Raw genomic sequence first — 13,715 nt, 5'->3', positions numbered from 1 at the left:
CCGATGGTAGTGTGGGGTTTCCCCATGTGAGAGTAGGTCATCGTCAAGATTAAATTCCGAAACCCCAATTGCGAAAGCAGTTGGGGTTTTGTTTTAGTAGAAGTTCCCCTTTTTACTGGCTTGTTACCGTGTTGACGGGCCAGATACAGAATTTCTTGACGACCATAGAGCGTTGGAACCACCTGATCCCATCCCGAACTCAGAAGTGAAACGATGCATCGCCGATGGTAGTGTGGGGTTTCCCCATGTGAGAGTAGGTCATCGTCAAGATTGAATTCCGAGACCCCTGTCTGCTAATCCAGACAGGGGTTTTCTCGTTTCAGGGCCTATCAAATCAAACGATCAAACGGCTTTACGTGCCTTGCTGATACGCCGCGCTTGCCACTTGCGCCACCAGATGTAGACGCCCGTCACTGACAATGCCGCAATCAAGATACCTAATACCGCGATCATTACTTGCCCAGTGAAACCAATGATCCGTCCCCCATGTATCGGCAGCTGCAACCGATAGAACCGCTCTCCCAACGTTCCCTGTCCCGCGATTTCCTGCCCTAACAATCGCCCGTCCGTACCATGGAAGAACAACCAGGATTTGCCATGGGCCTCGGTGTCATGTTGTCCAAACCCTGCACCGTAAAAGTTGTACTCAAAGCTGTAATACAACTCCCCGATCGCCGCTGTCAGCCCCAACCTTTTCCCCTCCTGCAATGCCCTGTCGTAAGCCTGTTGATAACTCAGTTGAGTCACTCCCAATTCCGAGGGAGGCATTCGTCCTCGGGCCTCATAGACGCTCGGTTCAACGGCTGAAAACAACGACACTGCGGGCTTGAACACCTGACTCGGCAAGTTCATGGCCACGCTGCTGATCGCGATCGGCAGCAACAACAGCCATAGCCATAGTCCCCCGGCTCGGTGCAGATCGAAGTTGAGACGATAGGCATGCCCGCCTTTCACCTTCCAGGCGGTCGACCACTTCTTCCAGAACGGCTTTCCACGCGGCAATGTCAGCCACAGCGCCACAAAACAATCGATCACCCAGGCAATGGCGACCAGCCCCATCAACAGCAATCCCCAGTTACCCGGCAACGTCAGGTTGTAGTGGAATTCGAGAATGAACGGGACAAAGTTCTCTCGCGCAAAGCAGCACTCTCCCCAGTAACGCTGCCCCTTCTGCTCGGCACTGACCGGGTCCAGATAGAACACCTGATTACGCTCATCGAACGGCTTGCCGGTCGCCGGATCATTGCGTGGAACTGCTGCCAGCAACGCCGTATGCCCGACCTCATGCGGGTACTCCATGTACCAGACCTGCAGTTTCGGATGAGCCGTCTGCACCGCATCAACCAGCGCCCCCGGTGCCAGTCGTTCACCCTCGGCAGACGCCGCATAAAACTGCGGATTCAACCACTCATCCATCTCATGATTGAACGCCAGAATGCTCCCCGTGATCCCGGCCAGCAGCAGAAACACTGCTGTGGCCAATCCGATATAGCGATGCAACAAAACCAGAAATGCGCGCACGAAAAATTTCCCCACAGAGACGACAAAGCCAGCCCCTGAAGGTCAGGGGCTGGCTTTTTTATGCACAAGGCAATGGTTTAAAACTGGTAGCTGACGGTCGCGGCGACGTTGCGCTCTTCACCCATGTAACAGAAGTTCAGACTGGCGCAGGAAGCCACGTAGGACTCGTTTGTCAGATTGTTCGCATTGAGACGTACGTCAACGCCCTTCAAGCCGACTTTGCCCAAGTCATAGCCGATCGATGCGTCGAATAAGGTGTAGGACGGCACCTTCAAGGTGTTTTCGGCATCTGCCCAGCTATAGCCGACATAACGCACACCGCCGCCTAAACGAAGGCCATCCAGCGCTGCGCTGTCGAACTTGTAGTCGGCCCACAATGAGGCCATATGACGCGGCGCTTGGGTCGGCGAATTGCCTTTGTTCTCGATCACGTCGGTCGCCGTGCTCAGGGTGCTGACCATCGACTTCGAGTATTCGATATCGGTGAAGGTATAGCTGCCGAGTAACTTCAGGTTATCGGTGAACTGCATGTGCGCTTCCAGTTCCAGCCCCTGAGAGCGAACAGCGCCTACAGCGCGATAGAAGTTTTCCTGCGGCAGTTTGGTCGCCAGGTTTTCCTGATCGATGCGGAACAGCGACGCAGTGAACAGGTTATCGGTGCCTGGTGGCTGATACTTCAGGCCGACCTCCCATTGGGTGCCATCGGTTGGAGCCAGCGGGTTGCCCGCGCTGTCAGCATAGGAATTGGGGTTGAACGACTCGGAGTAGCTGATATACGGCGCCAGGCCGTTATCGAACAAATACAGCGCTCCGGCGCGCCCAGTCAGCTTGGTGCGGCGGTCATTGATTTCAGTGCCCAGCGGCCGTCCGGCTTCGGCGATGCGGTTTTCGTCAGAGGTCTCGACCCAGTCCTGACGCAGACCCAGCGAGAAGCGCCATTTGTCCATCTCGATCAGGTCTTGCAGGTAAACGCCGGTCTGCTCCAGGCGACGCAGATAACTGGTCTCGCCGTACATGTCGATCGCCGAGTTGCCATAAACCGGGTTAAACGCGATGATCGGCGCGAGGCCGCCGCTGGCCCAGTCGACCACGGTCTTGCGTCGCTGATAATCCGCACCCATCAGTACCGTGTGCTTGGTCGCGCCGGTGAAGAATTCGGCCTGGAGCATGTTGTCGACGATAAACGCATGCAAGCGCTCGTCACCACCGGTGTAGTAGCGGTTCAGCTCGTTGCTGGTCGGCGTGGTCCAGCCATAGGCGTAGACCTGATCCATGTTTACTTTCGAGTCGAGGTAACGGAAATTCTGGCGTGCGGTGAAGACATCGTTGAAGCGGTGTTCGAACTGATAACCGAACGACTGCTGATCGCGCGAGTAGCCATCGATTCCCGGCTCGCCTTCGAAGAAGTTTGGAGAGATCCGCTGGCCATTGCGCTGATGGATCGTGCCGTCAGCCGGTACGCCACCGTGGTAGCCGCCATCCGGGTCATGTTGCAGATACGCCTGTAGTGTCAGCGAAGTGTCCTCGCTGAAATCAATGCTGAGGTTCGGCGCGAGGGCGAAGCGTTTTTCCTTGTTGTGGTCGAATTGCGTGTCGGACTGATCGGTCAAACCGGTCAGACGATAGGCGATGCGCTTGTCGTCATCGACCGGACCGCTGAAGTCGAAACCGACCCCGCGCTGGCCCTGAGTGCCGATCGTGGCTTGAACCTGATGGTAGGCCTCATACAGAGGTTTTTTGCTGGTCAGTGCCACCAGACCGCCCGGCGAACTGCGTCCATACAGCACCGACGACGGACCTTTGAGAATGTCCACGCGCTCAAGAAAATACGGATCCACCTGCATGGTGCTGTAGGTGCCGCTGTCGCCCATCGACTTGAGGCCATCGAGGTAGATGTTATCCACCGAGCCGTCGTTGAAACCGCGCATCGCCACGTAGTCATAGCGGTGCGTGGCGCCATACGGGTTGGTGAGCACGCCCGGTGTGTAGCGCATTGCTTGCGAGACGGTTTGCGAGCCCTGGTCGTCCATTTGCTCACGAGTGACCACGGACACGCTTTGCGAGGTTTCCAGCAGCGCCGTGCTGGTTTTGGTGGCGATCTGGCTGTGGGTCGCGTTGTAGCCGTCCATGCTGCCCAGCGCGTTGCCGAGGGCGAAGCCTTTGATGTCCGTGGTCGGCAGGGCCAGTGCTTCGGTTTCGGCTACCGGACGCAGTACATAACTGCTGCCATCCTGGCTGACCGCTTCCAGACCCGAACCGCCGAGCAAATGGCTCAGTGCCTGATCGGTGGAATACTCACCCTTTACGCCCGGAGATTGGCGACCCTGGGTCTGCTGCGGCGTCATCGCCAAGGTGATGCCGGCCTGACGCGCAAACTGATTCAACGCTTCACCCAACGGCCCGGAGGCGACGTTGTAGCGATGGCTGACTTCTTCGGCACTGATACCCGCTGCCAGGCTAACGCTCGGCAGTATCCCAGCACCCAATGCGGTGGAAATCAGCGCAGCCCGAACGCCATGGCGCAGCAGGCCCGATTCGGCAGTGAAATACAGAGGGTTCTTACAGGTAGCGCGGACAGTCATTGTGGGTTTCCGTAGGAAGTCGCGAAGGCTGAGTTGAAGTGCTTACTGACTAAGCCGGACTTGCTGCGAAAACCCGCCAAAATAATTTCACGCCACCCGTTCCAGGGTCACCCACCAGCGAGTGCGGTAGCGCAATTGCACCGGCAGGGTCTGCGGCAGAATGGCCAGCAGCTTGTCCGTGTCCTCCAGGCGGAACACACCGGACAAGCGCAAATCGGCCGCGTCCGACGCGCAGTTGAGAAAGCCCTGACGATAGCGACCGACCTCGCTCAGGAAATCCCCCAGACGCATATTGCGCGTGACGATCAAGCCATCGACCCAGGCGCCGACATCCATATCCACCGCCGGTGCCGGGCGCACTTGAAGGTGATCAATCAGATAACTCTGCCCGGCGAGCGCTTCGATCGAGCTGCCAGCGGCGTGAATGGCGACGCGCCCACTGGTGACGCTCAGTCGCGTGCAATCACTGTCCTGACGCAGGATGAACCGCGCACCCTGCGGCTCATAAACGCCATGGCGACTTTGTATGCGCAATGGCCGCTCGACCGACGCGCCTTCGTCCGCGCCGCCACAGGTGACGATGATTTCGCCCCGCGTCAGTCTGATTAGCCTTTGCTGCTCCGTGTAGTCCAGATCTACCGCACTGGCGGTGTTGAGTTCGATCCGCGTACCGTCCGGTAACTGGAAGCCGCGCCGCTCGCCGGTCGCTGTAGCGTAATCGGCGCTCCACTGCTGCCATGCGGCGGTGTCCTTGGCCAGCCATGCCGCGGAGCCCATCAACAACGCGCCTGACAACAGCTTCAAGGCTTGCCGGCGACCCAACCCCTGCGCACTGTTTTCCAGCGTATTGAACGCCACTTGTGCGCCGGGCACTGTGCGCAGGTTGTTGCTCAGCTCGGCTTGCAGCGACTGCACCCGTTGCCACGCCAATTCATGCTCATGATGTTCGGCACGCCACTGTTCGCACTGACGGTTCAACTGCGAGTTGCCGTGGTTGTTGCGCAGGCGCAGCAGCCAGTGAATGGCCTGTTTGACCACTTGCGGTTGCGGCTCGGCACGGCGCCCGAGGGAGAGGTTATCCACAGGCATCAGCTTTCGTACCGCAGCACATAGCAGTGATATAGCGCATCGGCGACGTAGCGTTCCACCGAACGTAGAGACAAGCCCATGTGCTCGGCGATCTGCTTGTGGGTCAAGCCTTCGCACTGCGCCAGCAGAAATGCCTGACGCACTTTCGGCTTCAGTCCTTCAAGCATGCGCGCGATGTTCTCCAGCAATTCGATGACCAGCGCCCGGGCTTCGGCACTCGGCGTTTCGGCTTCAGGCAGATGGGCGATGGTTTCCAGATAGGCGCGTTCGATTTCTTCACGACGCCAATGGTCGATGACCAAGCCCCGCGCGATGGTACGCAGGAAAGCGCGGGGTGCCTTGAGTTCGAGGCGTTCGGTACGTTGCAGCAGGCGCAGGAAAGTGTCCTGCGCCAGATCTGCCGCATCCGCTGCATTGCCCAGCCGCGCGCGCAGCCAAGCGTTGAGCCAGCCGTGATGACTACTGTAGAGCGCCTGTACTGCAAACTCAGGAGAGGACATGAACGCGACAGCCCCAACGTCACAAATGATAATTAGTCGCATTGTCATCAAGGGTTTCAGAATTTGCAACTGCCGCTCAAACATCACTCATAAAAAACTTCTTTGCGGGCGCTCTAGCACGCCGTTCGGCGGGAATCCGACGTAAATGACGTCCATTTTCTCCACAGCCCTAAGATTTCCTCGAATGGTGCCGACAGACTGGTGAGACATGCGTGCACCAAAGTAGAGCGGCCATCAGAACGCTGCCTGCCAGCTATTGGACATTTGGAGCTACATGGAATGTTGCATCCCCGAACGCATCCCCACTTTTGCATAAGAAGTCCCATGAAATGAATCTCAAGTTCAGCCATAAAATCCTGTTGGCCGCCTCGGGCGTCGTGGTCCTGGCTTTCGCTTTGTTCACCCTCTACAACGACTATCTGCAGCGAAATACCATTCGCCAGAATCTGCAGTCGTCTGTACAGCAGGCCGGCGACCTGACCGCCAGCAGCGTGCAGAACTGGATGAGCGGGCGGATCCTGGTGCTGGAAAATCTCGCGCAGAACGTTGCCCACCAGGGTAAGGACGCCGATTTCCCGGGACTGGTTGATCAACCGGCCTTCACTTCGAACTTCCAGTTCACCTACGTCGGCCAGGCCAACGGTGTATTCACCCAGCGCCCTGATGCGAAGATGCCGGACGGCTACGACCCGCGTCAGCGACCTTGGTACAAGCAAGCGGTCGCCGCCGACAAAACCATGCTGACGCCGCCTTACATGGCCGCCGTCGGTGGTTTGGTGGTGACCATCGCCATGCCGGTGAAAAAGAACGGCGAACTGCTCGGTGTGGTCGGCGGTGACCTGAGCCTGGAAACCCTGGTGAAGATCATCAACTCGGTGGACTTCGGTGGCCTCGGCCATGCATTCCTGGTCAGCGGCGACGGTCAGGTGATCGTCAGCCCGGACAAAGATCAGGTGATGAAGAACCTGAAGGACATCTATCCGAACGCCAACGTGCGCATCGAGAAGGGCAATCAGAACGTGGTGCTCAACGGTCAGGAGCGCATCCTGTCATTCACCCCGGTCACCGGTCTGCCGAATGCCGAGTGGTACATCGGTCTGTCGATTGATCGCGATAAAGCCTACGCCGCACTGAGCCAGTTCCGTACCTCGGCGCTGATCGCGATGTTCGTGGCGGTAGGCGCCATTGCCGTGTTCCTGAGTCTGTTGATCACTGTGTTGATGCGTCCCCTGATTACCATGGGCCGCGCGATGCAGGACATCGCTCAGGGCGAAGGCGATCTGACTCGTCGTCTGGTCGTGGAAAGCAAAGACGAATTCGGTGAACTGGGCAGCTCGTTCAACCAGTTCGTCGAGCGTATTCACGCCTCGATCTCCGAAGTGTCGTCGGCAACCCGTCAGGTCCATGACCTGTCGCAACGCGTGATGGCCTCATCCAACGCATCCATCGTCGGTTCCGACGAGCAAAGTGCGCGCACCAACAGCGTCGCCGCCGCGATCAATGAACTGGGCGCCGCCACGCAGGAAATCGCCCGCAACGCCGCCGACGCATCGCAACACGCCAGTGGCGCCAGCGAGCAAGCCGATGACGGCCGTCAGGTGGTTGAGCAAACCATTCTGGCGATGACCGAGCTGTCGCAGAAGATCAGCCTGTCGTGCACCCAGATCGAAACCCTGAATGCCAGCACCGACAACATCGGCCACATTCTCGATGTGATCAAAGGCATCTCGCAGCAGACCAACCTGTTGGCGCTCAACGCGGCCATCGAAGCGGCGCGTGCCGGTGAAGCGGGTCGTGGTTTTGCGGTGGTGGCGGACGAGGTGCGTAACCTTGCTCACCGCACCCAGGAATCGGCGGAAGAGATCCACAAGATGATCACTTCGTTGCAGGTCGGTTCGCGTGAAGCGGTCAGCACCATGAACGCCAGCCAGGCGTCCAGCGAGCAGAGCGTTGAAGTGGCCAACCAGGCCGGTTTGCGTCTGGTCAGCGTGACCCAGCGCATTGGCGAAATCGACGGCATGAACCAGTCGGTCGCTGCCGCAACGGAAGAGCAGACGGCGGTGGTGGAAACCCTCAACGTCGACGTCAACCAGATCAACTTGTTGAACCAGCAGAGCGTGGCCAACCTCAACGAGACGTTGAAGGATTGTGATGCGTTGTCGCAGCAGGCCAATCGCCTGAAGCAGTTGGTCGACAGCTTCAAGATCTGACCGCGTTATCGTTCATCGCGGGCAAGCCCGCTCCCACAGGATTTCTGGCGAACACAGCATGTGTGACCGACCTGGAACCTGTGGGAGCTGGCTTGCCAGCGATAGCGGTGGTGCAATCACCGCTGAACTAAAGCTTTAAACAAACAGCTTTAAAACATTCCCCATCGCATCATCGGCAAACCCCTGCACGAAGTCCTTGAACCCCGGCAGCGCCTCGGCGCCTCCGCTGGCCGGCTCGGCAATGATCGTCCACGTCGCCCGGGATTTGCCTGCGCCCAGCGATTCCACATTCATCGCCGCCCACAGATTGGCCACCTCCAACGTGTTGTAAATCGTCGTCCAGGTCATGCTTCGTGCGTGTTCATCTCGGGAGTTGAGCTGTTCAACCACCACGTTGCCATCCTTGAAGCATTTCTTGCGCAGCGAGGACACGCCCTCGCCGATTGTTTCGATGTGCGACAGCGCCGAAATGAAACGGTCGAACCCACCGAAGTTGCCGACCACCGCCCAGACCTGCGCGGCGTCCGCCGGCACTTCCACCGACGACACTACGTGGCAGCCATTCGGGTTTTTGATCAGGGTGTCGGGTTGCAAAGTGCTCATGGTGTTGCTCCTTTTTTTGTGGCTTCAGATGAAGTTGATTTCTTTCAGGTAATCGCAGCCGCGACGCAGCAGCGCCGGGGATTTCTGCGGGTAGTGCGCGCCCATCTGCTGCACGCCGGCTTGCGCATTGGCGTGACCGATCAGGGAGATGTCGCCGATGTCTTCCTCGAAGCCGTTGAGGTAGAAACCGAGCACGCCGAACAGCGCGTTGTCGGCATCGACTCGCCCGAGCTGTTGCTGCCAGTCGGCGACGCTGACCAGCGAGAATTCGCTGCCGGTTTCGCGGAACGAGGCGACATAGGCGTCCCAGCTCAAGGGCTCGGGGTTGTGCAGGTTGAACACCGCCCGCTCGGGCGAATAACGGCTGGCATGGAAAGCGATGAAACGGGCGAGAAAGTCCACCGGCATCAGGTCGAAATTCAATGCGAAGGCCGGCACCTGACCGAGCTGGATCGAGCCTTTGAGCATCAGCATCAAACGGTTTTTGTGCGGCTGGCAGACGCCACTGAGGCTGTTGAAGCTGATGTTGCCGGGGCGATACAGGTTGACGCGCACACCGCGTTCGCGCGCCCGTTCAAGGATGCGCTCGCCCACCCATTTCGACAGGTTGTAGCCGTTGCGAATGTAGATCGGTGGCGTCGTTGCAGCGGGCAATTCCAGCACGCGACCCTCGGCATCAACGGTGCTTGAAGCCGACAGCGTCGAGACGAAATTGAAGACCTTTTTGCTGCGCCCTTCGCACAGGCGCAGCAGTTCGAAAATCGGCTCGACGTTGTCCGCTGCCAACGACTCGTAATCGAGGACGTGATTGACGTTGGCGGCGTTGTGCACCAGTGCGCCGAACTCGCGATACAGCCGCTGATAATCGCCGTCAGTCAGCCCCAGTTGCGGGCGGCAGATGTCAGCCGCGTAAACCCGCACCCGACTCAGGTCCAGATGTTCGAGGCGGTTCTCGCGCAACGCCTGGGCGAAGCGTTGCGCCGCCGTTTGCCCACCACCGTCGCGCACCAGACACGCCACTTCGCTGGCGCCCCAACCGAGCAGCGCCTCGACGATGTGCACGCCGACAAAGCTGTTGGCACCCGTGACAATCACCTTGTGCACATCGCCCATGCGACTGATCGGCAGCGGCTCGATATCCAGCGTGCGTTCGGCGTCGGCCATGGCCTGGGCGCTGAGCACGGCGCTGTCATCGGTACCGCGCACCAGGGTCGCGAGTTTGATGATGGTCGGCAGTTCGATGAAGCGGTTGATCGAGATGCTGCGACCGAACTCTTCACGCAGGCGCAGCAACATCCGCGACAGCAGAATCGAGTGACCACCGAGATTGAAGAAGCTTTCGTCGGTGGAAATGTCGCTGGTCGGCAGCTCCAGCAACTCGGCCCAGATCTGCAGCAGCAGCGCTTCGTCCTCGTTAGCCGGCATGCATTTCGGCCCGCTGTCCTGCACGCTTACCGGCAATGCCAGCAGCGCTTTTCGGTCGACTTTGCCGTTGCTGGCGAATGGCAGGTGCGGCAATTCAGTCCACGCTACCGGCTGCATGTAGTCCGGCAAAAATTGCTGGGCGTGGGCTTTCAGCGCATCGCGGGCAGCGTCCGATTGCGGCCGGGCGAGGAACGCCAGAATCCGTCGCTGACTGTCTATCACCACGGCGATTTGCCGGTACAGCTGGCTCTCGCGCAGGCAGCGTTCGATCTCTTCCGGCTCGACCCGGAAACCGCGGATCTTCACCTGATTGTCGCGCCGCCCGCACAGCTCGATGCCGTGCTCGCCCCACTTGGCCATGTCGCCACTGCGGTAGGCGCGCAGCTGTTGGCCGTCCGGCAGATTCAACGTCAGATAGCGTTCGGCAGTCTGCTGTGGATTGTTCAGATAGCCGAGGCAGACACCGGGGCCGACGATGAACAATTCGCCGACGGTGTGCTGCGTCACCGGTTGCAGGTCGTCATCGAGAATCAGCACCTGGCTGTTGGCGATCGGCGCGCCGAGGCTGCGGTTGCTGTCGCCGGGTTTGAGTTGTCGGGCGGTGATCAGCACCGTGGCTTCAGTGGGGCCATAGAGGTTGTGCAGTTTGCCTTGTCGAGTCAGTTGCTCGATGACGAACGGTTCGCAAACATCGCCGCCGGTCATCAGCTGTTGCACGCCTTGCAGTTGCTCCAGCGGCAGGATGCTCAACAGTGCCGGCGGCAAGAAGGCATGGGTCAACTGTCGGCGGCGGATCAGCGCCACCAGTTGCAGTGGATCGCGCCGCTGCGTGTCGTCGGGCACCACCAGTTCGGCACCTGTGAGCAGGGTCGGGAAGATGTCGATCAGTGATGAATCGAAGCTCAGCGAAGAGAACTGCAACACCCGACTCTCAGCGTGCAACTGCACGTAGTCGGCATACCACGCGGTGAAGTGCGCAAGGTTGGTCTGGCTGAGCAGCACTCCTTTTGGATGCCCGGTGGTGCCCGAGGTGTAGAGCGCCATGCACGGCGCATCGAGTTCGGGGCGCTGGCGCATCAACGGTTGCGAAAGGTCGGCATCGAGGCTGTCGATGCGGCTGACATCCAGCCCCGGGATCGACTCGCTGAGCGGATGCGAACCGTCGTGCAGCAACAGCAACGCGCCGGCGTTTTGCAGGATGTATTGCTGGCGCTGCAACGGATGGCTCGGCTCCAGCGGCAGGTACACCGCACCGCTGCCGAGGATCGCCAGAATCGAGGCGAACAGCGTCGGGCTTTTCGGCAGGCAGATGCCGACGACCCAGGGTTGCGGATGCTGGTCGAGCAGGGGCTGCAAGCGCTGTTGAATCGCCCGACTGTGCGCATGCAACTGGCGATAGCTGATCGACTGCTCGGCGAGGTGCAACGCTGGACGATCAGCATGACGGATCAGGCTCTGTTGCAGACGCTCGATCAGTGGAATCTGCGCTTGTTGCAGCAGTGGCACATTTGTCGTGTCGTTGAGGCGATGGACGTAAGCCAGGCTGTCGAGGAACAGCAGGTTTTCCATCCGTTCGAAATCCGGCGCAGTCACCGCAGTGGCTTGCTGGAAATATTCCGGGTCGCGGGAATAGCGGCTGACCAGCAACGACACTTCGTCCACCACTTGCGCCAGCACTCTTTGCCGCAGTGCCTGGCCGTTGCCGGACGGCTCATCGGCAATCGGCACGCGGCTGATCAGTGACGAACCCAGGAAGCACAGCAGGTCGAGTGACGGCAGACCGGCAAGGCTTTGCGCCCCGACACCCAAACGCAGATGCAGGTGGGGGATGGCGCAGAAATCGCCGGCGCCGATGAAGCCGTCGTCGATGATCAAATCCATCGTCGGTTGCGCGGCGCCGCTACGCGCCAATGAATGACCGTGTTGTTCAAGTTCATGCGCCAGGTCGGTCATGGCCTGGCTGACGCCATTCAGCAAAATGTCGAGACGTTTCATGTCGGCCTCCTCATCAAACCAGGTAATCGCGCAGGGCGTGCTGCACGCACGGTGTGTCGAGCAGCGAACTGCTGTGGAAGAACTTGACGATGTTGCCCACCAGCGGATGGTGGCGATTGATCGGGAAGGCCAGTCCGGTCATTTCCTCCTTCAGCGAATGGCGTGTGGCCTCGCTGACCGGCAGGGCATCGATCAGGCGCAGGTCGAAGGCTTTCTGGATGTCGTTGGTCAGGTAATGGCCGATGAACACCGGCAGGATCTGCGCAATGGCTTCGCGATCCGCTGTGCTTGCGGTGTGCCAATAGATGCGCACCATCCGCGCCCAGAAGCTCGAATGGCGGCCCTCATCGAGCAAGTGGTCGGCCATCAGGCCCTTGATCGACGGCTTGACCGTGTCGTCCCGGGCGAACGCCGCGACATCGCCGGTCACGGTGTTCTCGGCGATGGCCACGCAGATCAGCTCGACGGCGCTGCGCAGGTGTTCCGGTGCTAATGCAATTACGGCGGGGATGGCCCGGCTCAGCTCGATTTCGTCGGGCAGTTCGATTGGCTCGATGCCGGTCATGGCCACCGTTTGCTGCATGAAATCCATGGCCACCAGCGCGTGGTAGTCCTCGTCGACCACCACGGTCATCGCGTCGTAACGGCAAGCGAAAGGGAACGCCACGGCGAAGTGGTTCTTGGCGATGCTGCGTGCGGTCTTGTCGACGATTTCAGTCTCGAAAATCACCACGTCATTGATGAACTTGTACAGCGTCTGCACCAGAGCGAAATCACGCTGCTGCGGGCACTCACGCAGGAAGGTGTCGCTGAGCACCAACGGTTGGCGACTGAGCGGATAGATCAGGCGTTCGTCGTTTTCCAGCATCCGCCGCGGGCGGGTACGGATGGTCGCGCGGCTTTCCCAGGCCTCGGCGAAGGATTGATAGTCGGCGGCGTTCATTGGGCCACCTCCGCCAATGGCTCGCGCATGCTCACCCGCAGGCCATCCCACAAGGCGATGCGGCTTTCCACGGCGGCGATGGCGCTGGCGTAAACCTCGGCTTCGCGCTGCGGATCGCCATCGACCAGACGCTCCAGCAGTTGCTCCGCCGCCGGACCGTGATCCTCGGAGTCGACCTCGATGTGCCGTTCCAGGTAATAGCGAAAGGTCGGCGCCTGTTCGATGCCGATGCCCCAATCGTCGAGGATGCGCTGGAACATGGTCGGAATCACACTTTCGCGGCCATGCAGAAACGCGGCGGCAACGCTGTGCCCCGGCGCATGCAGGGCAATACGCAGGGTGTCGCGGACAAATTGCGCGGCGGCCGGGTCGACCTCGACGCTTTGCAGCGCCACTTCATAACTCACGCCTTCCTGCTGCAGCGCGACGAAGCGCTCCGCCGCTGCGGTGCTCGCACCGACTTCGCGCATCGCGTCCAGGTACAACTCGAAATGGCTGTAATGACCGTGGCTCAAGCGGTCGTCGGATTCCTCGCCCAGAACAATCTCGTTGATCAGTCGGGCTGCATGCGGATCACGCGGCGGCAGCCAAGGCAGGCGGGTGCAGGTCAGTTCCTGTTGCAAGCGCTTGGTCAGCGACATGAAATCCCACACGGCAAACACGTGGGTTTCCATGAAACGGCGCAAAACAGTCATTGAATCGATCTCGGCGAATATCGGGTGAGCGCTGAGTTCGGCTTTCTTCAGGGCGAGTTGTTGCTTTGTTGGAGACATGACGGGGCCTTTATCCTTGATATGAAATGGCTGTGTTATTTCAACTTCGCAATCAATGGAACAGCGGCTTGTTA

General features: G+C 59.6%; 9 protein-coding genes, 1 rRNA gene and 1 pseudogene. 3 read left to right on the top strand and 8 right to left on the bottom strand.

Annotated features, from left to right (window positions below):
• The first annotated feature begins 154 nt into the window (after positions 1–154).
• A 5S ribosomal RNA gene (gene rrf / locus ACIONG_RS11820) occupies positions 155–270 on the top strand.
• A gap of 72 nt (positions 271–342) precedes the next feature.
• Here rrf and ACIONG_RS11815 read toward each other — a convergent pair.
• From ACIONG_RS11815 to ACIONG_RS11800, 4 genes are all read right to left on the bottom strand, one after another.
• Positions 343–1,521 carry a PepSY-associated TM helix domain-containing protein gene (locus tag ACIONG_RS11815; RefSeq protein WP_401299473.1) on the bottom strand — a complete coding sequence of 393 codons (1,179 nt, stop codon included), beginning with the start codon at positions 1,519–1,521 and terminating at the stop codon, positions 343–345.
• Positions 1,522–1,598: 77 nt separating this feature from the next.
• Positions 1,599–4,103 carry a TonB-dependent siderophore receptor gene (locus ACIONG_RS11810; protein WP_401299470.1) on the bottom strand — a complete coding sequence of 835 codons (2,505 nt, stop codon included), beginning with the start codon at positions 4,101–4,103 and terminating at the stop codon, positions 1,599–1,601.
• Positions 4,104–4,190: 87 nt separating this feature from the next.
• The gene (locus tag ACIONG_RS11805; protein WP_401299467.1) at positions 4,191–5,192 is read right to left on the bottom strand and encodes a FecR domain-containing protein; all 1,002 of its coding nucleotides are present in this window, start codon (positions 5,190–5,192) and stop codon (positions 4,191–4,193) included.
• Positions 5,192–5,692, bottom strand: coding sequence for a sigma-70 family RNA polymerase sigma factor (locus ACIONG_RS11800; RefSeq protein ID WP_401299464.1), 501 nt, complete (start codon positions 5,690–5,692; stop codon positions 5,192–5,194). The genes ACIONG_RS11805 and ACIONG_RS11800 overlap by 1 nt, the downstream gene beginning before the upstream one ends.
• 329 nt (positions 5,693–6,021) lie before the next feature.
• Here ACIONG_RS11800 and ACIONG_RS11795 point away from each other — a divergent pair.
• Together ACIONG_RS11795 and ACIONG_RS11790 are read left to right on the top strand one after the other, a co-directional pair.
• A pseudogene (locus ACIONG_RS11795) lies at positions 6,022–7,047 on the top strand (cache domain-containing protein); the annotation flags it as partial.
• Positions 7,048–7,116: 69 nt separating this feature from the next.
• On the top strand, positions 7,117–7,902 hold the full coding sequence (locus tag ACIONG_RS11790) for a methyl-accepting chemotaxis protein (RefSeq protein ID WP_371857642.1): 786 nt from the start codon (positions 7,117–7,119) through the stop codon (positions 7,900–7,902).
• Between the two features lie 135 nt (positions 7,903–8,037).
• On the opposite strand, the gene ACIONG_RS11785 is transcribed toward ACIONG_RS11790, so the two are convergent.
• From ACIONG_RS11785 to ACIONG_RS11770, 4 genes are read right to left on the bottom strand one after another with little or no spacing between them, the layout of a single operon-like run.
• Complete coding sequence (locus ACIONG_RS11785) at positions 8,038–8,505, bottom strand: SRPBCC family protein (RefSeq protein ID WP_401299461.1); 468 nt, start codon at positions 8,503–8,505, stop codon at positions 8,038–8,040.
• A 24-nt stretch (positions 8,506–8,529) separates the two neighbouring features.
• Positions 8,530–11,925, bottom strand: coding sequence for an amino acid adenylation domain-containing protein (locus ACIONG_RS11780; protein ID WP_401299458.1), 3,396 nt, complete (start codon positions 11,923–11,925; stop codon positions 8,530–8,532).
• 13 nt (positions 11,926–11,938) lie between these two features.
• Entirely contained in the window at positions 11,939–12,868 is a 930-nt protein-coding gene (locus ACIONG_RS11775; RefSeq protein ID WP_401299455.1) for a diiron oxygenase, read from the bottom strand.
• Entirely contained in the window at positions 12,865–13,641 is a 777-nt protein-coding gene (locus ACIONG_RS11770) for a DUF3050 domain-containing protein (protein WP_401299452.1), read from the bottom strand. Before ACIONG_RS11770 ends, ACIONG_RS11775 begins: the two co-directional genes overlap by 4 nt.
• Positions 13,642–13,715 lie beyond the last annotated feature (74 nt).

Origin of the sequence: Pseudomonas sp. NPDC087817, from assembly GCF_044742875.1 — a bacterium.
In the GTDB taxonomy this organism is placed as follows: domain Bacteria; phylum Pseudomonadota; class Gammaproteobacteria; order Pseudomonadales; family Pseudomonadaceae; genus Aquipseudomonas.
This window is presented reverse-complemented; position numbering and strand designations above follow the sequence as displayed.